25 protein-coding genes are annotated in these 23,816 nt (G+C 64.9%); 9 read left to right on the plus strand and 16 right to left on the minus strand.

Features of this window, described 5'->3' with window-relative positions; translation table 11 throughout:
- The first annotated feature begins 85 nt into the window (after positions 1 to 85).
- The gene (locus DMX06_RS21025; protein WP_110739196.1) at positions 86 to 1,441 is read left to right on the plus strand and encodes an aminotransferase-like domain-containing protein; all 1,356 of its coding nucleotides are present in this window, start codon (positions 86 to 88) and stop codon (positions 1,439 to 1,441) included.
- Between the two features lie 181 nt (positions 1,442 to 1,622).
- Here the strand turns inward: DMX06_RS21025 and DMX06_RS21035 are convergent, their stop codons facing one another.
- A complete protein-coding gene (locus DMX06_RS21035; protein ID WP_028693053.1) occupies positions 1,623 to 1,880 on the minus strand; it encodes a DUF2790 domain-containing protein in 258 nt (85 codons plus the stop codon).
- A gap of 332 nt (positions 1,881 to 2,212) precedes the next feature.
- On the opposite strand from DMX06_RS21035, the gene DMX06_RS21040 reads away from it, so the two are divergent.
- Entirely contained in the window at positions 2,213 to 2,662 is a 450-nt protein-coding gene (locus tag DMX06_RS21040; RefSeq protein WP_110739174.1) for a GNAT family N-acetyltransferase, read from the plus strand.
- On the opposite strand, the gene def is transcribed toward DMX06_RS21040, so the two are convergent.
- The 3 genes from def to DMX06_RS21055 all read right to left on the minus strand — a co-directional run bounded on the left by def (position 2,617) and on the right by DMX06_RS21055 (position 4,454).
- Positions 2,617 to 3,153 (minus strand): peptide deformylase, encoded by a 537-nt coding sequence (gene def / locus DMX06_RS21045; RefSeq protein WP_110739175.1) that lies wholly within the window; start codon positions 3,151 to 3,153, stop codon positions 2,617 to 2,619. The genes DMX06_RS21040 and def overlap by 46 nt on opposite strands.
- Positions 3,153 to 4,109, minus strand: a complete 957-nt coding sequence (locus DMX06_RS21050; protein ID WP_110739176.1) for a YihY/virulence factor BrkB family protein — start codon at positions 4,107 to 4,109, stop codon at positions 3,153 to 3,155. The genes def and DMX06_RS21050 overlap by 1 nt, the downstream gene beginning before the upstream one ends.
- 165 nt (positions 4,110 to 4,274) lie before the next feature.
- On the minus strand, positions 4,275 to 4,454 hold the full coding sequence (locus DMX06_RS21055; protein ID WP_023629533.1) for a CsbD family protein: 180 nt from the start codon (positions 4,452 to 4,454) through the stop codon (positions 4,275 to 4,277).
- Between the two features lie 212 nt (positions 4,455 to 4,666).
- Here DMX06_RS21055 and DMX06_RS21060 point away from each other — a divergent pair, with 212 nt between their 5' ends.
- Positions 4,667 to 5,047, plus strand: a complete 381-nt coding sequence (locus DMX06_RS21060; RefSeq protein ID WP_110739177.1) for a hypothetical protein — start codon at positions 4,667 to 4,669, stop codon at positions 5,045 to 5,047.
- On the opposite strand, the gene DMX06_RS21065 is transcribed toward DMX06_RS21060, so the two are convergent.
- The gene (locus tag DMX06_RS21065; RefSeq protein ID WP_110739178.1) at positions 5,048 to 5,884 is read right to left on the minus strand and encodes a CvfB family protein; all 837 of its coding nucleotides are present in this window, start codon (positions 5,882 to 5,884) and stop codon (positions 5,048 to 5,050) included. It abuts the gene before it with no gap.
- A gap of 129 nt (positions 5,885 to 6,013) precedes the next feature.
- Here DMX06_RS21065 and DMX06_RS21070 point away from each other — a divergent pair, with 129 nt between their 5' ends.
- A complete protein-coding gene (locus tag DMX06_RS21070) occupies positions 6,014 to 6,874 on the plus strand; it encodes a DUF6279 family lipoprotein (protein WP_110739179.1) in 861 nt (286 codons plus the stop codon).
- Positions 6,875 to 7,049: 175 nt separating this feature from the next.
- Here DMX06_RS21070 and aceK read toward each other — a convergent pair whose 3' ends face one another.
- A complete protein-coding gene (gene aceK, locus DMX06_RS21075) occupies positions 7,050 to 8,765 on the minus strand; it encodes a bifunctional isocitrate dehydrogenase kinase/phosphatase (protein WP_110739180.1) in 1,716 nt (571 codons plus the stop codon).
- A gap of 224 nt (positions 8,766 to 8,989) precedes the next feature.
- Between aceK and DMX06_RS21080 the strand changes: the two genes are divergently transcribed.
- Complete coding sequence (locus DMX06_RS21080) at positions 8,990 to 9,865, plus strand: DMT family transporter (protein WP_110739181.1); 876 nt, start codon at positions 8,990 to 8,992, stop codon at positions 9,863 to 9,865.
- Between the two features lie 96 nt (positions 9,866 to 9,961).
- Here DMX06_RS21080 and DMX06_RS21085 read toward each other — a convergent pair whose 3' ends face one another.
- The 3 genes from DMX06_RS21085 to cysK form a co-directional block, all read right to left on the minus strand.
- Entirely contained in the window at positions 9,962 to 10,843 is an 882-nt protein-coding gene (locus DMX06_RS21085) for a DMT family transporter (protein ID WP_110739182.1), read from the minus strand.
- A gap of 376 nt (positions 10,844 to 11,219) precedes the next feature.
- A complete protein-coding gene (locus DMX06_RS21095) occupies positions 11,220 to 12,155 on the minus strand; it encodes an aspartyl/asparaginyl beta-hydroxylase domain-containing protein (RefSeq protein ID WP_110739184.1) in 936 nt (311 codons plus the stop codon).
- Positions 12,156 to 12,414: 259 nt separating this feature from the next.
- Positions 12,415 to 13,389: a cysteine synthase A gene (gene cysK / locus DMX06_RS21100; protein WP_110739185.1), complete on the minus strand. Its 975-nt coding sequence runs from the start codon at positions 13,387 to 13,389 to the stop codon at positions 12,415 to 12,417.
- Between the two features lie 131 nt (positions 13,390 to 13,520).
- On the opposite strand from cysK, the gene DMX06_RS21105 reads away from it, so the two are divergent.
- The 3 genes from DMX06_RS21105 (at position 13,521) to DMX06_RS21115 (ending at position 16,778) form a co-directional block, all read left to right on the plus strand.
- Positions 13,521 to 14,594 (plus strand): DUF748 domain-containing protein, encoded by a 1,074-nt coding sequence (locus DMX06_RS21105; RefSeq protein WP_110739186.1) that lies wholly within the window; start codon positions 13,521 to 13,523, stop codon positions 14,592 to 14,594.
- Positions 14,595 to 14,740: 146 nt separating this feature from the next.
- Positions 14,741 to 15,586: an AAA family ATPase gene (locus DMX06_RS21110; protein ID WP_110739187.1), complete on the plus strand. Its 846-nt coding sequence runs from the start codon at positions 14,741 to 14,743 to the stop codon at positions 15,584 to 15,586.
- A 13-nt stretch (positions 15,587 to 15,599) separates the two neighbouring features.
- The gene (locus DMX06_RS21115; RefSeq protein WP_110739188.1) at positions 15,600 to 16,778 is read left to right on the plus strand and encodes a vWA domain-containing protein; all 1,179 of its coding nucleotides are present in this window, start codon (positions 15,600 to 15,602) and stop codon (positions 16,776 to 16,778) included.
- Between the two features lie 114 nt (positions 16,779 to 16,892).
- Here DMX06_RS21115 and DMX06_RS21120 read toward each other — a convergent pair whose 3' ends face one another.
- From DMX06_RS21120 to DMX06_RS21135, 4 genes are read right to left on the minus strand one after another with little or no spacing between them, the layout of a single operon-like run.
- Positions 16,893 to 17,816 carry a 5-oxoprolinase subunit C family protein gene (locus tag DMX06_RS21120; RefSeq protein ID WP_110739189.1) on the minus strand — a complete coding sequence of 308 codons (924 nt, stop codon included), beginning with the start codon at positions 17,814 to 17,816 and terminating at the stop codon, positions 16,893 to 16,895.
- Positions 17,813 to 18,508 carry a 5-oxoprolinase subunit PxpB gene (pxpB, locus tag DMX06_RS21125; protein WP_110739190.1) on the minus strand — a complete coding sequence of 232 codons (696 nt, stop codon included), beginning with the start codon at positions 18,506 to 18,508 and terminating at the stop codon, positions 17,813 to 17,815. Before pxpB ends, DMX06_RS21120 begins: the two co-directional genes overlap by 4 nt.
- On the minus strand, positions 18,505 to 19,284 hold the full coding sequence (locus DMX06_RS21130) for a 5-oxoprolinase subunit PxpA (protein WP_110739191.1): 780 nt from the start codon (positions 19,282 to 19,284) through the stop codon (positions 18,505 to 18,507). The genes pxpB and DMX06_RS21130 overlap by 4 nt, the downstream gene beginning before the upstream one ends.
- Positions 19,285 to 19,294: 10 nt before the next feature.
- Positions 19,295 to 20,581, minus strand: a complete 1,287-nt coding sequence (locus DMX06_RS21135; RefSeq protein ID WP_110739192.1) for an MFS transporter — start codon at positions 20,579 to 20,581, stop codon at positions 19,295 to 19,297.
- 129 nt (positions 20,582 to 20,710) lie between these two features.
- On the opposite strand from DMX06_RS21135, the gene DMX06_RS21140 reads away from it, so the two are divergent.
- Complete coding sequence (locus DMX06_RS21140) at positions 20,711 to 21,622, plus strand: LysR family transcriptional regulator (protein ID WP_050706836.1); 912 nt, start codon at positions 20,711 to 20,713, stop codon at positions 21,620 to 21,622.
- Positions 21,623 to 21,791: 169 nt separating this feature from the next.
- On the opposite strand, the gene DMX06_RS21145 is transcribed toward DMX06_RS21140, so the two are convergent.
- The 3 genes from DMX06_RS21145 to DMX06_RS21155 are packed head-to-tail and all read right to left on the minus strand — an operon-like array spanning position 21,792 to position 23,621.
- Positions 21,792 to 22,313 (minus strand): DUF2937 family protein, encoded by a 522-nt coding sequence (locus DMX06_RS21145; RefSeq protein ID WP_062574848.1) that lies wholly within the window; start codon positions 22,311 to 22,313, stop codon positions 21,792 to 21,794.
- Between the two features lie 9 nt (positions 22,314 to 22,322).
- On the minus strand, positions 22,323 to 23,096 hold the full coding sequence (locus DMX06_RS21150; protein WP_110739193.1) for a class II glutamine amidotransferase: 774 nt from the start codon (positions 23,094 to 23,096) through the stop codon (positions 22,323 to 22,325).
- A 15-nt stretch (positions 23,097 to 23,111) separates the two neighbouring features.
- Positions 23,112 to 23,621, minus strand: a complete 510-nt coding sequence (locus DMX06_RS21155; protein ID WP_110739194.1) for an MFS transporter — start codon at positions 23,619 to 23,621, stop codon at positions 23,112 to 23,114.
- Positions 23,622 to 23,816 lie beyond the last annotated feature (195 nt).

Here is a 23,816-nt window from a genome sequence, read left to right on the forward strand (position 1 = left end):
TCTTCCTTCATCGTCAGGGCTTGATCCGATCCTAAGCGCCGGCCATTGTATGGGTCCAAACATATATTGCATGGGTAGCAATTTCATGTGGACACCATCCCTCCCCGCCAACGACCAGCCGCGCTACCTGGCGCTGGTCGAGGCCATCGCCGCCGCCATCGAACAGGGTGAACTGAAAGCCGGTGAACGTCTGCCGCCCCAGCGTCGCCTGGCCTGGGCGCTGGGCCTGAACCCGAGCACCACGCAACAGGCCTACCGCGAGGCTGCGGCGCGGCACCTGGTGTCCGGTGAAGTGGGTCGTGGCACCTACGTGCTAGCCAGCAGCAAGGAGGCGACTCTGTTTCGCCTCAAGCAGCCCGATCGCCAGCATCAGGTGATCGACCTGTCGACCAACGTGCCAGTAGCCGATCCGCACAATCTTGACCTCGAACACAGCCTGCGCAGGTTGCTTGAACAGGGTGAAACCACCCTGCTCGACCATTACCTGGGGCCGGAGCAATTGCTACTGGGGCGGATCCAGGGCGCCCGCTGGCTGGCCAATCGCGGCCTGGACCTGAGGCCCGAGGAGGTGCTGCTCTGCGGTGGCGCCCAACAGGCCTTGATCCTGGTGCTGCAGTCACTGTGCCAGGCAGGCGAGCCGGTGATGGTCGAAGCGTTGACCGCCCCGGGCATCAAGGCGGCCTGTCGACAGTTGCGTCTGCCGGTGCAGGGGGTGGCCCTGGATGAACAGGGCTTGCGCCCGGACGAGCTGGACCGCGTGGTGCGGGCCAGTGGCGCGCGGGTACTGGTGACCACCCCGACCCTGCATAACCCGACCGGGGCCTGCATGGGCGAGGCCCGGCGCCAGGCGCTGGCGCAAGTCGCCAGGCGCCACGACTTGCTGGTGATCGAGGATGACGTGTATGGCGCCTTGACCGATCGGCCACCGCTGTACCCTTTGCTCGAAGGCCGCGGCGTACTGATCAGCAGCTTGTCCAAGACCGTGGCCGCCGGCCTGCGCCTGGGCTGGATCGTGGCACGGTCAGCGTTACTGGAACAGATTGATCCCTATGCCCAGGCCACCCATTGGTCGGTGTCGCCATTGAACCTGCACATCGCTTGCCAGTGGATTTCGGACGGGACCGCCGCACGGCGACTAGCCTGGCAGCGGGAGGAGCTGGCCGAGCGTTGGCGCCTGGCGCGGGCGTTGCTGGGTAATGCACTGCCGGTGGACGGCGTGCCTTCACCCCATGCCTGGCTGACCACGTCTGCAGAAGCCGAGACGCTGGTTGCCCGGTGCCGGGAGCAAGGGGTGGAGATCGTGCCGGCCAGTGTGTTCGCGGTGGGCACGGAGCGTGTGCGGGCGGTGCGGGTCAGCCTGTCGGCGGCGCACAGCCGGGCGCAGCTGAAGCAAGGGCTACAGATCGTGGGAGCAATTGTCTTGCAGGGAGCTCGGGATTAACACCTGTCCCTGTGGGAGCGGCCTTGTGTCGCGAAAGGGCTGCGTAGCAGCCCCAGCTTTCAGTGTTGGCTTGAAGGTCGCCGGGGCCGCTTTGCGGCCCTTTCGCGACACAAGGCCGCTCCCACCGGGATTGCGCACGGCTCGAGGTTAACTCGCTCCCACAAACCTTTTTATGCACGGCTCAATTCAGCCGGCAGCCCTCGCCCAGGGCACGGTACTGAAGGGTGTGCACCTGCCCTTGATGGTCCTCGTAGGTCATGGTGGCGGGTACCACTTCACAGACGTTGGGGATCGTCGACAGGCTGATCACGCGCTTTATGTCGAGGTTGGTGGAATAGTCGTACTGCTCGACCACGGGTTGGGTGTCTGCGGTCTTGACCTGGTCCGCGAAGGCGAGCGAGGACATACCGACCAATGCAAGAATCAGTAAGGCTTTCATGGATAACGACCTTGATGGCTATCAAGCTGATCGCGTGACTTCTGATGCCGTCAATGGCGCGGAGAAGTTGTCATCGACTGCGAAGATGACACGAAGTACCGATCCCGCTTTATCGTACTGCCGGGGGGATGAGTGAAAGTCTACTCCGCAGCCGGAATAGTTGAACCCCGAAGTCGGTTATTCACCCTTGCCGGATTTGCAACAATCTGCGACAAAGCACCGTCATTTTTCCTGCACGGGCCCTGTCGCGGGACAAGCCCGCTCCTACAGGCTGCATGCGACCTTGTGGGAGCGGGCTGGCCCCGCGATGAGCCCTACAGCGTGAGCCACGCATGCCGCCCCTGACCTGCACCCTTCTGCCCCCTATCCAGCGCCGCCTGCTGGAGCAGTTCTATCGCCAGCACGGCTCGCGCATGCGCGCCGCTGGTGATGGCGAGCAGTGGGTCGCGCGCAGCGGTGGAATCGTCGGCGGAATGAACCTGACCCCCGTAGAGGGCGGCTACTGGCTGACCGGCCTGTTCGTCGCCCCGCAATGGCGTGGCCGGCAGATCGCCTCGCAACTGGTAGAGGCCGCGCTGGCCGACAGCACCTGCGCGACCTGGCTGTTCTGCCATCCGGACCTGACGCCCTTCTACCAGCGCCTGGCCTTCACCCCGGCCACCACGCTGCCCGAAGCCCTCGCCTCGCGCCTGGCCCGTTACCAGCGCAGCAAGGCCCTGGTGGCGCTGGTGCGGGATCAGTCGTCGGCCACATCGAGCCCGGGGAACAGCACGTCGGTGTAGCCGAACTTGCTGAAGTCCTGGATGCGTGAGGGGTACAAGCGGCCGATCAAGTGATCACACTCATGCTGCACCACCCGCGCATGAAAGCCATCGGCAAAGCGGTTGATCGGGTTGCCCTGGGGGTCGATGCCCGAATAGCTGATGTGCTTGTAGCGCGGCACCACCCCGCGCAGGCCCGGCACCGACAGGCAGCCCTCCCAGCCGTCCTCGACCTCAGTGGCCAGCGGCGTGATCACCGGGTTGAGCAGGATGGTCCGCGGCACCGGCTCGGCGTCCGGGTAACGCTCGCTGCGCTCGAAGCCGAAAATCACCAGTTGCAGGTCGATGCCGATCTGCGGCGCGGCCAGGCCGACCCCACCAACATGCGCCATGGTTTCGAACATGTCGTCGATCAGGTGCTTGAGCTCGGGGCTGCCGAGCATGTGCTCCGGCACCGGCGGGGCGATGCGCAGCAGGCGTTCGTCGCCCATCTTGAGAATGTCGCGGATCATCAGGTATTCGGCTCGCGGGTCTGGGGTTCAGGTGTCACCGGGTGCTCATGGCCGAGCACGGTGACGGTCTGTTGCGGATTGTCCTGGGCAAACTCCTTCTCGCCAGGATTCTTGCCCTCGGCGGACATGTGCTCGATCACCGCGTTCATCTCGGCCCCCAGCAGCAGCACGGCGGCAGAGATGTAGAAATACAGCAGCAGCACGATGATCGCCCCGATACTGCCATACATGGCGTTGTAGTCGGCAAAGGTCTTCACGTAGTAGGCAAAGCCCAGCGACGCGACGATCCACACCACCACCGCCAGCACCGAGCCTGGAGTAATGAAGCGGAACTTCTGCTTCACATCGGGCATTACATAGTAGATCAGCGCCACCGCCACCATCATCAGCATGATGATCGCCGGCCAGCGCAGGATGGTCCAGACGACCACCACCGCCTCCTCCAGGCCCACCTGGGAGGCGATCCATTCCATGACCTGTGGCCCCAGCACCATCAGCGCGGCGGCCGCCAGGAGCATGCCGGCGACGCCGACGGTGTAGATGATCGACAGCGGGATACGCTTCCACACCGGTCGCCCTTCGGGCACGTCGTAGGCGGCGTTCATCGCGCTCATCATCAGGCGCACGCCCGCCGAGGCGGTCCACAGGGCGATCACGATACCCACCGACAACAGCCCGCCCTTGGACTGCTGCAACTGGTCGATCACCGGGTTGACCTGTTCCAGGGCCTGGGGCGGCAGCACCAGCTCGGACTGCAGGCGCAGCCAGGAGAAGAAGTCCGGCAGGTGCAGGAAACCGATCAGGGCGATCAGGAACAGCAGGAACGGGAACAACGAGAACAGCATCTGGTAGGCCAGCGCGGAGGCATAGGTGGACATCTCGTCGTCGAGGAACTCCTTGACGGTGCGCACCAGCACGCGGTGCAGGGGCAGGCCGCGCAGGTCGGGGAAAATCATAGCGTCTCCTTTCGCCGCTTGATCGGGGTGGCAATGCAACAAGTCTAATAGACCAGACGGCGGGCGTGCTGTTCGCTGGCGCGTTGCCGAACGCACAACGCAATCGCGGGGCAAGCCCGCTCCCACCGGATGAGAGCGCACTGCCCCGCGACAATGCCACTGCGATCAAGGCTTCTTCACAGCATCCTTGACCTTGCCCACGGCCTGCTGCGCCTCGCCCTTCAACTCCTGGGCTTTGCCCTCGGCGCGCAGCTTGTCGTTGTCGGTCACCTTGCCGACGCCCTGCTTGATGTTGCCCACGGCCTCGTTGGCCAGGCCTTTCGCTTTGTCCTTGGTGCCGCTCATGGGATGTCTCCTTGCCGAAAAGACACGGGAAATCGTGTCGACAACTGATCGACCCACGGCCATCGGCAGGAGTTTCAATTGGTTTGCCTGGACCCAACCCAACGGCTTCGCGCTTTCCCCGTGGGAGCAGCGGTGCGCCGATGCGACTTGCCCCGCGATGAGCCCACCCGCACAATATCAGGCCAATCTAGCGTCAACCCGCAGGAACCTGCATGAAACTCGACAAACCCACCGCCATCGCTCGGCGCAACGCAGCACTGACCCGGCCAGTGCTCGACCGCGACAACACCCTGTTCGCCATCCTCGACAAGAAGCGCAACCTGTGGTGGTTCGAGGTGCCGGTGGCGCTGCTGCGCAAAGGCCAGCCCGACTGGGTCAACCTGTTGCTGCACACCCCGGAAACCGATGAACTGCAGCACCTGAAGGTGCCGACCAACTTCCTGCGTGCTCACCAGGAGCAGATGGAAGTGCGCAACGCCGGCAAACGCCGCTCGACCATCAGCCTGGCCCTGAGCGCCGACCGCGACTCGCTGCTGCGCGACAGCCGCCCGGGTGGCGAGCAGCTGGACTTCAGCACCTTCGTGCAGGCCTGATCAGGCCCGCTCGATGCGATCGTCATGGATGACGATCCGGCCCTGCTTGAACAGTGCGCCGATGGCTTTCTTGAAGTTGCCCTTGCTGACATTGAACATCTGGCTGATCAGCGCCGGATCGCTCTTGTCGCACACCGCCAACACGCCGCCATTGGCTTCCAGGCGCTGCATGATCTGCTCGGACAAGCCGTCGGCCAGGGCCTGGCCTACCGGTTGCAGGCTCAGGGCGATCTTGCCGTCGGCGCGCACTTCCTTGATGAAGCCCTTCTCGTGCATGCCCGAGCGCAGGAACTTGAACACTTCGTTCTTGTGGATCAGGCCCCAGTGGCGATTGTTGATGATCGCCTTGAAGCCCATCGGCGTCTCACCGGCCACCAGCAGCTCGACCGGCTGGCCGACCTGGTAGTCCACCGGAGTGCGGTCCAGGTAGCGGTCCAGCTTGGCGGTGGCGGTGATGCGCCGGGTGCGTTTGTCCAGGTAGGCGTGAACCACGCAATAGTCGCCGATTTTCAGTGGCCGGGATTCTTCCGAGTACGGCATCAGCAGGTCCTTGGACAGGCCCCAGTCGAGGAAGATGCCCGCGCCGTTGATGTCCTTGACCTTGAGGCTGGCAAACTCGCCCACCTGCATCTTCGGCTTCTCGGTGGTGGCGATCAGCTGGTCTTCGCTGTCGAGGTAGATGAACACATTGAGCCAGTCGTCCAGCTCGAGTTCGGCATCCTTGGGGAAGTAGCGCCGTGGCAGGAGGATCTCGCCGTCGGCACCGCCGTCCAGGTACAGGCCGAATTCCACGTGTTTCACGATTTGCAAACTGTTGTAACGCCCAAGCAGAGCCATTTCCGAAGATCCTCAAGACAAGGCGGCTATTCTAACACTTGACCCGCCCGTCCGCCCGAGCGCGCATGCGCCGGAACCCTCGGGCCCACCTTGCGTCCACAGCTGGCCAGCCTGTGCAAGGATTCGCTCATGCCCCGACGCCTGACCCACGCCCTGCTGCTCGTCATCGGCTTCGCCCTGGCCCTCGTGGCCTGCAGCCGCATCGACCTGGCCTACCGCAACCTTGACCGCCTGGTGCCCTGGTCGCTGGACGACTACCTGGACATGAACCGCGAGCAGAAACAGCTGCTCGACGAACGGCTCAGAGAACAACTGGCCTGGCACTGCAAGACGCAGCTGCCCGGCTACCTCGACTGGCTCGACCGGGTGCGGCTGATGGTGGCCGAAGACGCAGTCACCGACCAGGCCCTGGAGCAACGCACCCTCGAAGCCCGCCAGGCCATCGGCCGGGTGGCCACGGCGATCACCCCATCGGCCACCGAACTGCTGCGCGGGATGAGCGACACCCAGGTCGCCGAGATGCGCCAGGCGTTTCGCGCCGACATCGACAAGCGCCGCAAAACCTACGACGAAACCCCGCTGCCCAAACAGATCGAACAACGCGCCGCACGCATGCAGAAGCGTCTGGAACCCTGGCTGGGTGAGCTCAGCGCCCAGCAACGCTTGCGGGTAATGAGCTGGTCCCAGGCCCTGGGCGACCAGAACCGTCAGTCGATCGCCAATCGCGCGCACTGGCAGCAGCAGCTGGTGCTGGCAATGGACCAGCGCGCCACGCCCGGCTTCGAACCGCGCCTGGCGCAACTGCTACAGCGCAAGGAAAGCCTGTGGACGGCGGAGTACCGTCAGGCCTATGAGAACAGTGAACAGCAGGCACGCAGCCTGCTGGTCGATCTGATGAAGCAGAGCAGCCCTGCACAGAAACAGTTCCTGCAGCAGCGCCTGGGCAAGGTGCGGGCGGATTTCAGTGAGCTCAAGTGCCTGAGAGGTTGAAGTCAAGCCATACGCATTCCCCGTGTAGGAGCGGCCTTGCCGAGGCGTCGGACCGGCCGGAAAGGGCTGCAAAGCAGCCCCAGGATTTCAGCTTCGCAGCAAAATTGCCGGGGCCGCTACGCGGCCCTTTCGCGGCACAAGGCCGCTCCTACAGGGGGACGTGTTTGGGCGCCAGTCAGCGCCCCTTGCGCCGATAAGGGAACACATCGATCACCTTCCCCGCCCGGATCGCCTCCTGCAGCCCTTTCCAGTAATCGGCGTCATACAACTCGCCATGCAGTCGGCTGAACAAGCGGCGCTGGCCGATATCGGCGAACAGGAACGGCGGAAATTCCTCGGGGAACACATCGTGCGGCCCGATCGAGTACCACGGCTCGCCCGACATCTCGTCCTCCGGGTAGCGCGGCGGCGGGATATGGCGGAAGTTGACCTCGGTGAGGAAGCTGATCTCGTCGTAGTCATAGAACACCACCCGGCCATGGCGGGTGACGCCGAAGTTCTTCAGCAGCATGTCGCCGGGGAAGATGTTGGCAGCGGCCAACTGCTTGATCGCCAGCCCGTAGTCCTCAAGCGCCTCCAGTACCTGGGCTTCGCTGGCCTGCTCGAGGTAGAGGTTGAGCGGGGTCATGCGCCGCTCGGTCCAGCAGTGACGAATGAGTACCGTGTCCCCCTCCAGCGCCACGGTGGAGGGCGCCACTTCCAGCAGTTCGGCGAGACAGTCGGGGTCGAACTTGGCGCGGGGGAAGCGAAAATCGGCGAACTCCTGGGTGTCGGCCATGCGTCCGACACGGTCCACGCTCTTCACCAGGCGGTACTTCTCGATCACCGTGGCGCGGTCCACGGTCTTGGACGGCGAGAAACGGTCCTTGATGATCTTGAACACGGTGTTGAAGCCCGGCAAGGTGAACACGCTCATCACCATCCCGCGCACCCCCGGCGCCATGATGAAGCGGTCGTCGCTGTTGGCCAGGTGATTGATCAGGGCGCGGTAGAACTCCGACTTGCCGTGCTTGTAGAAGCCGATCGAGGTGTACAGCTCGGCGATGTGCTTGCCCGGCAGGATGCGCTTGAGGAAGTTGACGAACTCCGCCGGCACCGGCACATCGACCATGAAGTACGAACGGGTGAAGGAGAAGATGATCGACACCTCCGCCTCGTCGGTGATCAGCGCATCGGCCTCGATGCCATGGCCTTCGCGGTGCAGCAGCGGGATCACCAACGGCCACTGCTCGTCCGGGGTGTACAGGCGTCCGACCAGGTAGGCGCCTTTGTTGCGGTAGAGCACCGGGGTGAACAGCTCCACCGCCAGCGCCGGGTCCTTGCACACCCAATCGGGCAGGCTTTCACGCAGCTGGTCCTGGAGCCGCGACAGGTCGCCCTCCAGGTCCCCGTAGGGCACATCGAAGCGGTAATCGGCGAAGATCGCCCGCAACAGTCCCTTCAGCCCGCCGTCCAGCGCATAGGTGCGGGTCTGCGCCGCGCGCTCGTGGCCGCGCATGGACGGGCGAGTGGTGTGGATGAACATGCAGCCGTCGCTGATCTGGTCATGGCTGAACAGGCTGCAGAACAGCGAGTTGTACCAGGTCTCGGACAGCTCATCGTCCAGCCGCGGGTCGATCAGGCGGATGTAGGCGTTCTTCACCAATGGCCACTGCTCGACGTCCAGCAGTTGGGAGGTCTCGAAGCCTTGGCGCAGCCAGCCGTTGACCTCGGCGACCTTCTCTTCGTAGAGGTTGATCCGCGCCGCCGCGGCACGCTGGATGTCCTGCCAGCGCGCCTGCTCGAAACGCTCGCGGGCACCGAGGGTGATGCGGCGAAAATGCTCGCGGTAGTCGTCGAAGCCATCGAGGATCATCCGGGCGATATCGGCGGCGGGCCAGGGTTGGGTCATGCGCGGGATCTCATGGCAAGTTGAGTTAGATAGCTTAGTCGTCCGTAAGCGGCTCGCAGGCAGTGTGGACCTTATCGCGGGGCAAGCCCGCTCCCACGCCGCCAGTGTTCCACACGTGGGAGCGGGCTTACCCCGCGATAAGGCTTACACAGCAAGAAAGCACAAGAATCCCGCTTGCCCACTGACGTACACTCGCGCCCCTGCCCCACCGCCGGAGACCCCCCGTGAGCCCCATCGCCCTTGCCCGTCTGTTGACCCTTGCCGCCGTCTGGGGTGCCAGCTTCCTGTTCATGCGCATCATCGCTCCCGAGCTCGGCACCGTGCCGACCGCCTTTTTCCGCGTGTCGATCGCCTGCCTGGGGCTGATCGCCATCCTCGCCGCCGCCCGGGTGCGCTGGAATTTCGAGGGCAAGCTGGGCGCCTGCCTGGTGCTGGGCATGATCAACTCCGGCATTCCGGCCACGTTCTATTCCGTGGCGGCGCAGGTGCTGCCGGCGGGCTACTCGGCGATCTTCAACGCCACCACGCCACTGATGGGCGTGCTGATCGGCACCTTGTTCTTCCGCGAGGCGATGACCCTGCCCAAGCTCTGCGGGATCTTCCTCGGCCTGTTCGGCGTCGGCATCCTCAGCGGTGCCGGCCCGGTGGCGCTCGACATGGCCCTGGTGCAAGGCGCCCTGGCGTGCCTGGCGGCGACCACCTGCTACGGCTTCGCGGGTTTCCTGGCGCGGCGCTGGGTGGGGACGCTGGACAGCCGCCTGTCGGCACTGGGCAGCATGCTCGGCGCCACCCTGCTGCTGAGCCCGCTGTTCGCTTGGAGCGCGCTGACCCAACCGCCGGCCAGCTGGGGCGGCTGGCAGGTGTGGCTGTCGCTGCTGGGCCTTGGGCTGCTGTGCACGGCGTTCGCCTATATCCTGTACTTCCGCTTGCTGAACGAAATCGGGCCGGTCAAGGCCAGTACCGTGACCTTCCTGATCCCGGTGTTCGGCGTGCTCTGGGGCGCGTGGCTGCTGGATGAGCCGCTGTCGATGGCGCACCTGTACGGCGGCCTGCTGATCGCCGCGGCGCTCTGGCTGGTGCTGCGTCCGGCACGGTCGTGACGTGGGAGCGGGCTTGCCCCGCGATTGCGTCAGGCCAGGTAACGAAACAACCTGGCCGAACGCATCGCGGGGCAAGCCCGCTCCCACCGGTTCATCTCAAGCTTCAGCCGCACGCAACGCCGGCTTGCGGAACACGAACAGCAGCCCGACCACGATCAACCCCATTCCCAACAGGCTGAGCGGCGCCAGGCGGTTACCGAAGATGGCGAAGTCCATCACCGCCGTCACCGCCGGCACCAGGTAGAACAGGCTGGTGACATTGACCAGGTTGCCCCGGGCGATCAGCCGGTACAGCAGCAGTGTGGCCAGCAACGAAACCACCAGCCCCATCCACAGCAGCGCGCCGAAGAAGCTGGCGTTCCACTCGACCTGCAGCGGCTGGAACGGCGCGAACAGTGCGCACAGGGCAAATCCGGCCAGGTACTGCAGCGGCAAGGTGCCCATGGGGTTGTCGGTGATGCGTTTCTGCAGGATCGAGCCGAAGGTCATGCTGGCCAGCGCCAGCAGGGCGAACAGCATGCCCGCCAGGGACACCCCGCCAAGATTGATGCCCTGGTAGACCACCATCACCAGGCCGCCAAGGCCCAGTCCCAGGCCGAACAGCCGGCTCCAGGAGCGTTGGCGCTCCATCAGCACCACGGTAAGGATCGGTTGCACGCCCATGACCGTGGCCATGACGCCGGGGGTGACATGGGTATCGAGCGCCAGCAGGTAGAAGATCTGGTAGGCGCCCAGCAGCACGCAGCCGGTCCCCAGGGCGCGAACGATGCCGCCCCGGGTACGTGGCCAGCGCAAGCCAAGCAACGGTCCGATCAACAACAGACCGAAAAGCGCCAGGGCCGAGCGCAGCAGCAGGAAGGCGAAGGGGCTGGCCTGGGCCAGGCCAAGCTTGGAAACGATCGCCCCGCTGCTCCACAGCAGGACGAACAGGCTGGTAGTGGCCGCCGAGGCCACGGATGCTTTGTTGAGGACAGACATGTATTGCCACCTGTATACGGGCAAATGAGCCGTACGGAGGGCCTATCGCGTCTTGCGGGGATAGCCGACCGTGTTCAGTAGGTTGCGAGTGCGGTGGGGAGCGGCCAGCGGCCGATCAGCCCAGCACCACGACTGCGCAAGGAGGCGGAGCTACGCCGCCTACGACGCCACTGACAGGTGGTGGGTAGTGACTGATCATGGCCGGCTGCTGGCTGCCACGCACGACCACGCCCGCGACAGGCGCGAGAACGTAAGCGGTGGTGGAAGGGATGGCTGGCATGAACAGGTCTTCTGGGAAGAGAGTGTTTCGGAATATAGCGGGGGAATCATCGCGGGGCAAGCCCGCTCCGTTGAGGAGCGAGCCTGCCCAGGCGAATCAGAACAGCCAGCGGTACAGCGCGTAGGCGACGACCACCGCCAGCACCGGCCGCAGCACGCGGTAGGCCTTGGGGTTGGCGCGCTTGAACTGCTTGACCCGGGTGCTGATGACGTTGCTGAAGCGCTTGCTCCAGGCGTAGGCCTGGTTGATCCCGCCGACGCGCTCGTCATCGGTGTTCTGCGGCGCGGTGGCGCGGCCGAGGAAAGCGCTGACCTTGCGGTTGATGCGGGTCATCAGCGGGCTGTTGAGCGGGCGCTCGACGTCGCAGAACAGGATCACGCGGGTGACCTCGGTCTCGTTCTTGACCCAGTGCACGAAGGTCTCGTCGAACATCACGTCCTCGCCGTCGCGCCAGGCGTAGGGCTGGCCGTCGACGTAGATACGGCAGTTGTCCGAGTTCGGGGTGGACAGGCCCAGGTGGTAGCGCAGGGAGCCGGCGAACGGGTCGCGGTGCGGGTTCAGGTGGCTGCCGCCGGGCAACAGGGCGAACATCGCGCCCTTGACGTTGGGGATGCTGCTGACCAGCTCGACGGTCTTGGGGCACAGCGCCTCGGCCGAAGGCAGCGGCTTGTCGTACCACTTCAGGTAGAAACGCTTCCAGCCCTTCTTGAAGAACGAACCGAAGCCTGCGTCGTTGTCTTTCTCGGCCGCGCGGATGTAACCCTCGTCGAACAGGCGCATGGCCTCTTCGCGGATCACTTCCCAGTTGTCCTTGAGCACGTCCAGCTCAGGGAAGCGCTGGCGATCCAGGTACGGCTTGGAAGGTACGCCGGAGAACAGGTACATCAGGCTGTTGTAGGGGGCGAACAGCGCCGAATGGTTGACGAACTGGCGCAGCACCGGCAGGCGTGCCTTGCCGCGCAGGTGCACGAACAGCACGCTGCCGAAAAACACCAGCAGGACACCTGCCTTGGCGACGAAGGAAAAGGTCATGCAACACTCCTTGGAGGGGAAATCAGGCCATCCCCAGATAGCCGGACATCATAAACCCATCCGGGCCGGGTAAAAACAACCGGTGCCGGATCGCAGTGTTAAGGATTGTGCAATAAACGAAAAGGACCGACATTGCGCCGGATCAGCGGTGGGGCGCAATTCCTGGGGGCGCTGCGCGCCCCTTTCGCGACACAAGGCCGCTCCCACAGGAATGCACGAGCTCTTGTGTCACGATGGACTGCACTGCAGGCCCTGAAGGTTACTGCTGGTTCTCCTGCTCGCTGAACATGTCGCTGAACAACATGCTCGACAGGTAGCGCTCCCCGGAGTCCGGCAGGATCACCACGATGGTCTTGCCCTGCATCTCGGGTTTCTCGGCCAGGCGCACCGCCGCCGCCATTGCCGCGCCACAGGAGATGCCACAGAGGATGCCCTCCTCCTGCATCAGGCGGATGGCCATGGCCTTGGACTCGTCATCGGTCACCGTCTCGACCTGGTCGACAATCGACAGGTCGAGGTTCTTCGGCACGAAGCCCGCGCCGATACCCTGGATCTTGTGCGGGCTGGGCTTGAGCTCCTCGCCGGCCAGGGTCTGGCTGATCAGCGGCGAGCTCACCGGCTCCACCGCCACCGAGAGGATCGACTTGCCCTGGGTGTGCTTGATGTAGCGCGACACGCCGGTGATGGTGCCGCCGGTGCCGACGCCCGCCACCAGTACATCCACCGCGCCATCGGTGTCGTTCCAGATCTCGGGGCCGGTGGTCTTCTCGTGGATGGCCGGGTTGGCCGGATTGTCGAACTGGCCAGGCTGGAAGTACTGGGCCGGATCGGAGGCGACGATTTCGTTGGCCTTCTCGATGGCGCCCTTCATGCCCTTGGCCGGCTCGGTGAGCACTAGCTCGGCCCCCAGGGCCTTGAGCACCTTGCGCCGCTCCAGGCTCATGGACGCCGGCATGGTCAGGACCAGCTTGTAGCCGCGGGCGGCGGCGACGAACGCCAGGCCGATGCCGGTGTTGCCCGAGGTCGGCTCGACGATGGTCATGCCCGGCTTCAGCTTGCCGCTGCTCTCCGCGTCCCAGACCATGTTGGCACCGATCCGGCACTTCACCGAGTAACCCGGGTTGCGCCCTTCGATCTTGGCCAGGATGGTCACCCCGCGCGGGGCAATGCGGTTGATCTGCACCAGCGGCGTGTTGCCGATGGAGTGGGCGTTGTCGGCGTAGATACGGCTCATGGCAGGTGTCCTTGAACATGAAAGAGCAGGGAAAACCATGAGGGTAAGCCCGCAATGCAGGAGCGTAAAGCCCGTTCGAACTCGGCGAAGCGCCCTGCGGTCAACCGCAAAAGCCGGTGTGGAGAACCACGATGAAAGCACGTTATCGCTGGCCATTGGTCGGCCTTGCCAGCCTGGCTGCGTTGCTTGTGGCCCTGCACCTGGCCCTGCCCTACCTGGTTCGCGATTACCTGAACGACAAGCTGGCCGACATGGGCGACTACCGTGGCCAGGTCACCGACGTCGACCTGGCCTGGTGGCGCGGCGCTTATCAAATCAATGGCCTGAAGATCGTCAAGGTCAGCGGCAAGGTACCGGTACCGCTGCTCGACGCACCTTTGATCGACCTGTCGGTGAGCTGGCATGCGCTATGGTACGACCATGCCGTGGTCGCCGAGGTGACTTTCCTGCGCCCCCAACTGAACTTCGTCGATGGCGGCAACAAGCAGACCTCGCAAACCGGCCAGGGTACCGACTGGCGCCAGCAACTGGAGAAACTGCTACCCATCACCCTCAACGACCTGCGCATCGAACAGGGCACTCTGAGCTTTCGCAATTTCAACTCCAAACCGCCGGTCGACCTCAAGGCCACACGCCTGGACGCCAGCATTCGCAACCTGACCAACGTACGCGATGAAAAGGGCCGGCGAGACGCCAGCTTCGAAGGGACGGCGTTGCTGCCGGGCGATGCCAAGGTCCAGAGCAAGGCCACCTTCGATCCGTTCAGCGACTTTGACGACTTTCAGTTTCGCCTGCGCGCCAAGGGCATCGAACTGCGCCGACTCAACGACTTTGCCAGCGCCTACGGCAAGTTCGACTTCAATGCCGGACACGGCGACGTGGTGATCGAGGCCGAAGCCGCGAACGGCCGACTGAATGGCTACATCAAGCCGCTGCTGCGCGATGTGGACGTGTTCAACTGGCAACAGGATGTGCAAGACCAGGACAAAGGGTTCCTGCGCTCGATCTGGGAGGCGGTGGTGGGCGCCACCGAGACCGTGCTCAAGAACCAGCCGAAGAACCAGTTCGCCACCCGTGTGGAACTCAGCGGCAGCGTGCACCAGCAGGATATCAGCGCGTTCGAAGCGTTCCTGCAGATCCTGCGCAACGGGTTCATCCAGGCGTTCAACGCACGTTACGAACAGCCTGCGCCCAAATCCGACTGAACCAGCAGTGACGGACCATTCAGGGACTGAATACCCGGTCTGCGTTTGCAGGCGGCGGGTGCGGGGTTATAGTCGCTGACACATCAATAAACATGCGTTGGCTGCCCCGCGACAAGGCGAGCCCAGCCACCCCAGAGGATCGGTTCATGAAGTTCGAAGGCACCCGCGACTACGTCGCCACAGACGACCTGAAGCTGGCGGTCAACGCGGCCATCACCCTGGAGCGCCCGCTGCTGGTCAAGGGCGAGCCGGGCACCGGCAAGACCATGCTCGCCGAGCAGCTCGCGGCCTCCTTCGGCGCCCGCCTGATCACCTGGCACATCAAGTCCACCACCAAGGCCCACCAGGGTCTGTACGAGTACGACGCGGTCAGCCGCCTGCGCGACTCGCAGCTGGGCGTGGACAAGGTCCACGACGTGCGCAACTACCTGAAGAAGGGCAAGCTGTGGGAGGCCTTCGAGGCCGACGAGCGGGTGATCCTGCTGATCGACGAAATCGACAAGGCCGACATCGAGTTCCCCAACGACCTGTTGCAGGAACTCGACAAGATGGAGTTCTACGTCTACGAGATCGACGAGACCATCAAGGCCAAGCAGCGCCCGATCATCATCATCACCTCCAACAACGAGAAGGAACTGCCCGACGCCTTCCTGCGCCGCTGCTTCTTCCACTACATCGCCTTCCCCGACCGCACCACCCTGCAGCAGATCGTCGACGTGCACTACCCCAACATCAGCCAGTCGCTGGTCAGCGAGGCGCTGGACGTGTTCTTCGACGTGCGCAAGGTGCCGGGCCTGAAGAAAAAGCCCTCCACCTCCGAGCTGGTCGACTGGCTCAAGCTGCTGATGGCCGACAACATCGGCGAGGCGGTGCTGCGCGAGCGCGATCCGACCAAGGCCATCCCGCCGCTGGCCGGGGCTCTGGTGAAGAACGAACAGGACGTGACGCTGCTCGAGCGCCTGGCCTTCATGAGCCGGCGCGGCAACCGCTGACGGGAGCCGGGCCATGTTGCTCAACCTGTTCAATGAAATGCGCGCGGCCAAGGTGCCGGTGTCGGTGCGCGAGTTGCTCGACCTGCACCATGCCTTGCAAAAAGGTGTGGTGTTCGCCGACATGGACGCCTTCTACTACCTGGCCCGCGCCATCCTGGTGAAGGACGAACGGCACTTCGACAAGTTCGACCGTGCCTTTGCCGCCTACTTCAAGGGCCTGGAAAACCTCGACCGGCATATCGAGGCGTTGATCCCCGACGAGTGGCTGCGCAAGGAGTTCGAGCGCTCGCTGACCGACGAGGAACGGGCGCAGATCCAGTCCCTGGGCGGCCTGGACAAGCTGATCGAGGAGTTCAAGAAGCGCCTCGAGGAGCAGAAGGAACGCCACGCCGGCGGCAACAAGTGGATCGGCACCGGCGGCACCAGCCCGTTCGGCTCCGGCGGCTTCAACCCCGAGGGCATCCGCGTCGGCGAGGCCGGCAAGCGCCAGGGCAAGGCGGTGAAGGTGTGGGACCAGCGCGAGTACAAGAACCTCGACGACCAGGTCGAGCTGGGCACGCGCAACATCAAGCTGGCCTTGCGCCGCCTGCGCAAGTTCGCCCGCGAAGGCGCCGCCGAAGAGCTGGACATCGACGGCACCATCGACCACACCGCCCGTGACGCAGGCCTCTTGAACATCCAGATGCGCCCCGAGCGGCGCAACACGGTCAAGCTGCTGCTGCTGTTCGACATCGGCGGTTCGATGGACGCGCATGTGAAGGTGTGCGAGGAACTGTTCTCGGCCTGCAAGACCGAGTTCAAGCACCTGGAGTATTACTACTTCCACAACTTCATCTACGAGTCGGTGTGGAAAAACAACCTGCGCCGGACTTCCGAGCGCTTCTCCACCTTCGACCTGCTGCACAAGTACGGCGATGACTACAAGGTGGTGTTTGTCGGCGACGCGGCCATGGCGCCCTACGAGATTACCCAGCCGGGCGGCAGCGTCGAACACTGGAACGAAGAAGCCGGGTATGTGTGGATGCAGCGCTTCATGGAGAAGTTCAGGAAGATCATCTGGATCAACCCGTATCCCAAACAGGCCTGGGACTACACCGCTTCGACCCATCTGGTGCGGGACCTGATCGAGGACAGGATGTTTCCGCTGACCTTGCAGGGGTTGGAAGACGGGATGCGTTACCTGTCCAAGTGATGTTGCCTGTTCTGGCCTATTCGCGGGTAAACCCGCTCCCACAGGTACAGCGCCACTCTCGGGGGCTGTATCGGACCTGTGGGAGCGGGTTTACCCGCGAAAGGGCCAGCAGCTTCACCGCCAACGGAGCAGGTATAGCTGCTGCTCCCGCCAAGCCTCGTCCTGCACCACCGCCCGAAACCGCACCGCAGACCCCGGCATGCACTGTGCCAACTGCGCCAGCGCCAACGGCGTCAACGCCCCCAGTCGTGGATACCCACCGATCGTCTGCCGATCATTGAGCAGCACGATCGGCTGCCCGTCCGGCGGCACCTGCACGGCGCCGAGCGGGATCCCCTCGGAGATCATCGGCGCGCCCTGGTAGACCAGCTGTGGCCCAAGCAGGCGAATACCCATGCGATCAGCCCGGCTGTCCAGCGTCCAGTCACGGTTGAACGCCTCGAACAGACTGGTGCCGCCAAAATCACCGATCTGCGCGCCCATCACCAGGTCCAATACCGGCTTCTCGGCATACACCGGTCGCAGCGCTTCAGGCACGTGGGAGCGGACTTGCCCCACGACTGCCCCGGCAGCGTGCAGCACCTCGCCCTTCACCAACGCCCGGCCCTGGCCGTCTAGACCACCCAGTTCTTCCCGTACCACGGTAGAACAACTCCCCAGCACCGGCTCGCCCACAAACCCGCCCGGCACCGCCAGGTAAGCACGTACCCCCTGACGAGGCTGACGCAGCGCCAGGCGCTGGCCCTTGCCCAGGTTGAAGCGGGTCCAGGGCGCAACAGCCTGCCCGTCGACCTGCGCATCCAGGTCGGCCCCGGCCAGCGCCAGCACGCAGTCCTGCTCGGCAACCACGCTGAAGCCGCCAAGCGCAATCTCCACCACGGCGCTGTCCAGGGTATTGCCCAGCAGCCAGTTGGCCCAGCGCATCGCCACCCAGTCCAGCGCGCCGCCCTGGGTCACGCCCAGGTGCCGCACACCGAAACGCCCGGCATCCTGCAACAGGCACAGCGCGGTGCTGGCCTCGACTCTCAACTGGCTCATGCCTGGGCCTCCAGCGGGCTGTCGTCACCGCCCAGGTTGATGAATTCGGCCCGTTCGACGGCCACGAAGCGCACCCGATCGCCAGGCTGCAGCAGGCTGTAGCCCTCGCGCTCGCGGTCGAACAGGCGCACCGGCGTGCGACCGATCAGGTTCCAGCCGCCCGGCGATACGGCCGGATAGGCGGCAGTCTGGCGTTCGGCGATGCCGACGCTGCCCGCTGCCACGCGCTTGCGCGGGGTGCTCAGGCGCGGCGTGGCCAGGCGTTCGTCGACCAGGCCCATGAAGCCGAAGCCCGGCGCGAACCCCAGGGCGAACACCGGGTAGTCGCGAGCACAATGCAGGCGGATCACCTCGGCCTCGCTCATCCCGCCGCGCGCGGCCAGCACCGGCAGCTCGGGGCCGACGCTGGCGTGGTACCACACCGGGATCTCGTGCCGACGCCCGGCCTGACCGGCATCCGGCCGCAAGCCCTCCAGCGCGTGCTGGATACGCTGGCGCGCCTCGCCCGGCGCCAGGTCGAACTGCACCATCAGCGTGGTGTAGGACGGCACCAGGTCGATCAACTGCTGGCCAAAAGCATCCTGCAAGCGCTGGCTGGCGGCGAGGATCCACGGCATGTTGCCTTCATCGATGGCATCGAACAGCCGCACCATCAGGCTGTCGATGGCCACCACTTCGATACGTGGCGTCATGCTTGCTCCAATGCATCCAGGGCCTGGCGGATCTGGCGCACGGCGGCCACCGAACCATCGTTGTCGCCATGGACGCACAGGGTGCTGGCGTTCAAGCGCACGTCGCTGCCGTCGTCTGCCACCAGGGCCTCGCCCTTGGCCAGGCGCAGGGCCTGTTCGACCACCAGCGCCGGATCGTGGTGCACAGCGTTCGGCAGGCGCCGCGACATCAGGTGCCCGCTGGCGGTGTAGCCACGGTCGGCGAAAGCCTCGAACCACAGCGGCACGCCGACTTCATCGCCCAGGGCTTGGGCGGCGCTGTCGTCGGCGGTGGCCATGAGCATCAGCGGCAGGCCGCTGTCGAACGCCGCCACCGCTTCGAGCACGGTGCGCAGGATGTCCGGGTTGGCCATCATGTCGTTGTACAGCGCTCCATGGGGCTTGACGTAGGCCACCCGCGCGCCAAGCACCTTGCAGATGCCGTCCAGGGCGCCGATCTGGTAGTGCAGCAGGTCGCGGATCTCGTCGCTGCTGCAGGCCATGGAACGACGGCCGAAGCCCATCAGGTCCGGGTAGGCCGGGTGCGCGCCAATGGCCACCCGGTGTTCCAGGGCCAGGGCCACGGTGCGACGCATGGTGCCCGGGTCGCCGGCATGGTAGCCGCAGGCGATGTTAGCGCAGTCGATGAACGGCATGACCTTGGCGTCCTGGCCCATGCGCCAGTTGCCGAAGCTCTCGCCCATGTCGCAATTGAGTAGCAGGCGTTTCACCTGGCGGACCTCCGTATCAATGTTCATGGTGCCTACCTTAGCGCGCCTGGAGCGCTTTGCCGCGGGTTTCCGGCAGGCTGAGGGCCGCCACGATCACCACACCGTAGGACACTGCGGCAAAGGCGCCAATCCCCAGGCCCAGAGGCACTTTCTCGCCGAGCAGGCCGATCAGCAGCGGGAACATGGCCGCGACCACCTTGCCGATGTTGTAGCAGAAGCCCTGCCCCGACCCACGGATCCGGGTCGGGAACAGTTCGGTGAGGAACGAGCCCATGCCACTGAAGATGCCCGAGGCGAAGAAGCCCAGCGGGAAGCCCAGCCACAGCATCACGCCGTCGCTGACCGGCATCTGCGTGTAGAGCAGGACGATGACGAACGAGCCCACGGCGAACAGGATGAAGTTCTTCCTGCGCCCCAGCAGGTCGCACAGGTAGGCGCTGACCACGTAGCCGATGTAGGAGCCGACGATGACCATCGCCAGGTAGCCGCCGGTGCCCAGCACGCTCAGACCGCGCTCGTTCTTGAGGAAGGTCGGCAGCCACGAGGTGATGGCGTAGTAGCCGCCCAGGGCACCGGTGGTCAGCAAGGAAGCGCGGATCGTGGTCCAGAGCATGCCGGGGGCGAAGATCTCGTAGAACTGCGCAGGCGCCTCGGCCTGTTCCACGGCCTTGGCCTGGCGGTAGATCTCCGGGTCCTTGACCAGGCGCCGGACGAAGATCACGAAGATCGCCGGCAGCAGGCCCACCAGGAACAGCGCGCGCCAGGCCTGCTCGGCCGGCAGCCAGGAGAACAGCAGGGCATAAAGGATCGCCGTCAGGCCCCAGCCGATGGCCCAACCCGACTGCACCATGCCCACCGCCTTGCCGCGGTCCTGGGCACGGATCACCTCGCCGATCAGCACCGCGCCGGCGGTCCATTCGCCGCCAAAACCAAAGCCCATCAGGGTTCGGGCGATCAGCAGTTGCTCGTAACTCTGGGCGAAGCCGCAGAGGAAGGTGAAGAAGGCGAACCACAGCACCGTCAGCTGCAGGGTGCGCACTCGCCCGATGCGGTCGGAGAGGATGCCGGCGATCCAGCCGCCCAGGGCCGAGGCGATCAACGTGCTGGTGTGGATCAACCCGGCCTCGGCGGTGCTGATGCCCCACAGCATGATCAGGGTGGGGATGACGAAGCTGAGCATCTGGGTGTCCATGCCGTCCAGGCCGTAGCCGATCTTGCAGCTCCAGAAGGTGCGTCGTTGCTGGGAGTCGATGTCGCGGTACCAGGCGAAGGGGCCGCTCGAGGTTCGGGCGGGGGCCTGCTGCTGTACGCCGGTCGGGTTCATGGTTGCCTCGGCTTGTTGGTATTGTTCTATGGGCGACGTCGGGCGTCGCGGCCTGGGCTTCATGTTCAGAGGCCGCGCCGCCTGCGTCCAACGAGAAAAACCGCCGGTCTGGAACAAGAAAAACTGATCATGAACCTTCGTTTCCTCGAAACCTTCGTCTGGGTCGCCCGGCTCAGGAGCTTTCGCCTCACCGCCGAGAAGCTGTTCACCACCCAGGCCTCGGTGTCCAGCCGCATCGCCGCGCTGGAGGCCGACCTGGGCGTTAAACTGCTGTTGCGCGACTCCCGCGGGGTCAGCCTGACGCCCGAGGGCGCCAAGGTGCTGGAATACGCCGAGCGCATGCTCGACACCGCCAAGGCCATGAAGCAGTCGCTGGACAGCGACCGGGCCAAGACCGGACGCATCCGCCTGGGGGTGATGGACACGGTCATCCACACCTGGATGAGCGCGCTGGTGGCTGAGCTGGGTGAGCGCTACCCGCAGGTGGAGATCGAGCTGGTGGCCGATACCGCGCTGAACCTGCGCGAGCAGTTGCAGAAGGGGTTTCTCGACGTGATCCTGCAGACCGACCTGCTGCGCGAGCAGTCGATCCGCAGCCATGACCTGGCGCGCTACCCGATGGGCTGGATCGTCGCCGCCGGCTCCCCGCACCATCGCACCTACGCCTCGCTGGCGGAGCTGGCCCGCGAGCGCATCGTCACCTTCTCGAAGAACTCGCGGCCGCACCAGGAAGTGCTCGGCCTGCTGCAGGCCGCCGGAGCCGAGGCGCCGCGCCTGAACTGCGTGAACTCGGTGGCGGCCATCACCCGCCTGCTGCGCGACGGTTTCGGCATCGGCGCACTGCCGCCGGCGCTGGTGGATGGCGAACTGAGCCGCGGTGAGCTGGTGCTGCTGGAAGGCTTGCAGCCACCGCCGAGCCTGGAGCTGGTGGTGGCCTGGCAGACCGGTGTGGCGCTGGTGGACGAGGTGGTGGGCGTGTGTCGGCAAGTGCTTGAGCGCTATGCGCGGGATGTGGGCGGGCAGCGGATCGTGTTGGTCTGAGCAACGCTGCCGCAGGGCCGGCCTAAACTAGGGTCTGTACGAAATGTGTCTGCGCGAAGGCCAGACAAGGCGAAACGGGGGGAGGAAGCGGAGTGTACTGGAGTACATGAGCATTCCGAGCCCCGTTTCAACGCAGTATGGGCGAGTGCAGATACATTTCGTACAGAGCCTAGCGCCAGCTTTCCTTCACCACCTTGCGCCGCCCGCCAAGAATCACCCAGCCAATCACCAGCAACAGGCTCTCGACCACAAACGCCAGCACGAACCCGCTGCCGATCCCCCAGCCGATCGCCTCCGGCACCAGCAGGATCTGATAGCTGTAGCCCTTGAGCGTCTCCTCACGCAGCGCCGGCTCCGGCTGCACCAGCACATGCCAGGTGCGGCTCACCCACGAGCCTTGCAGGGCCTGCCATTCATGCTCGAGCAACTGGTTGCGAATCAACAGGCTCTCGATGCTGTTGGCATCGCTGTTGAACACCGGATCGTCGCTGCCCCGGTAATGGCGCACCAGCGCCTGCAGGTCACCGTTGAAGAAGCGCTGCGCGGTCTGGCGGAAGCCGTCGAGCGCCTGGCGCGATTCGAGCAGGTGCGCCTCGACGCGCTGGCTGTAGTCCTTGACCAGCCCCGGCACCTGGAGACCGGCCAGTAGGCCGAAGGTGAACAACAGCAAACGCAGGTAACTTCTGAACATGCAGCGTCCTTAACTCTGGCCGTGGGCAATGCACTCGCCATGCCGCCACAGCCCCCACTGACCCGGCTCATAGCGGTTCCAGGTCTCGTTCTCGGTCAGCGGCTCGGTGGCGATCACCGTGACCACGTCGTTGGGGGTGGTTTGCGTGTGGAAGTCGACGATCAGGTCGACATCCTTCAACCGCGCCGCGCCGAACGGTGCGCGGCGGGTGATGTGCACCAGTTTGGTCGAGCAGAAGCAGAACAGCCAGTCGCCGTCGCTGAGCAGGCAGTTGAACACGCCCTGGCCACGGTAACCGGCACAGGCTTCGACCAGCACCGGCAGCAACTGCTCGACCTCGACCGGCTCGGGGAAGGCTTCGCGCACGCGGTTGAGCAGGTCGCAGAAGGCCGCTTCGCTGTCGGTGTCGCCGATCGGCCGGTAGAACGTGCGCTGGCCGGTGAAATCGCCCAGCTGGCCGTTGTGCGCGAAGCACCAGTTGCGCCCCCACAGCTCGCGCACGAACGGGTGGGTGTTGGACAGACAGACCTTGCCAACGTTGGCCTGGCGGATATGGCCGATGACCACTTCGCTCTTGATCGGGTAACGCTGCACCAGGTTGGCCACTTCCGACTCGCTGCTCGCCGCCGGGTCCTGGAACAGGCGCAGGCCGCGCCCTTCGTAGAAACCGATGCCCCAGCCATCGCGGTGCGGGCCGGTGCGCCCGCCGCGCTGCATCAGGCCGGTGAAGCTGAAGACGATATCGGTGGGGACATTGGCGCTCATGCCCAGCAGTTCGCACATGTTGCGGCTCCTGGTTTACAGACGAGGTTCGACGCGACCCTGCCCGGGGCCGGAGCGGCGCACGGGAGCGGGGGGCGGATCGTCGCGGTAGCGGTCTTGACGGTTGGCGGCCAGGGACGCTTCGGCCACGACCTCCTGTTCTTCCTTGGCCTGGCGCTGGGCGGCGGCCTCACGCTGGGCGCGGCGCTCGCGGGCACGCTTTTCCAGCGGCCAGCGGATCAGCACGAAGGCGATGTACAGGGCAAAGGCGAGCATGCCGTACATGGCCAGGTCGGAGGCGGCGCGCCAGGCGTTGTTGCCGACCTTGAAGGCGACGTCCAGCGCGGTGATGGCGATGGCCGGGGCGAAGCTTTCCTTGACCGGGTCGACGATGGTCGGCGAGAACAGCAATACGGCGATGATCACCCGCAGCGGCTCGCGCAGCCAGCGCCACATCCAGCCGGTCAGCTTGAAGCCCACCAGCAGGCAGCCCAGGGCGGCAACGGCGTAGAGGCCCCAGGCGAGGGTATAGTCGTGTTCGGTCATGGTGTGGGTGCAAGCCAGGCAAAGAGATGCCTATGATAAACACTTTTCCCGGCGCAGGCTGCCCCCAGCCTGTCAGGGCCTCTTCGCGGGTAAACCCGCTCCCACAGGCTAACACTGTACCTGTGGGAGCGGGTTTACCCGCGAAGAGGCCAGAGGCCCCAACCAAGAGATCTCCCATGCCGAATGCCCCCCGCC

Origin of the sequence: Pseudomonas mosselii (assembly GCF_003205295.1) — a bacterium.
Taxonomy (GTDB): Bacteria; Pseudomonadota; Gammaproteobacteria; order Pseudomonadales; family Pseudomonadaceae; genus Aquipseudomonas; species Aquipseudomonas mosselii_B.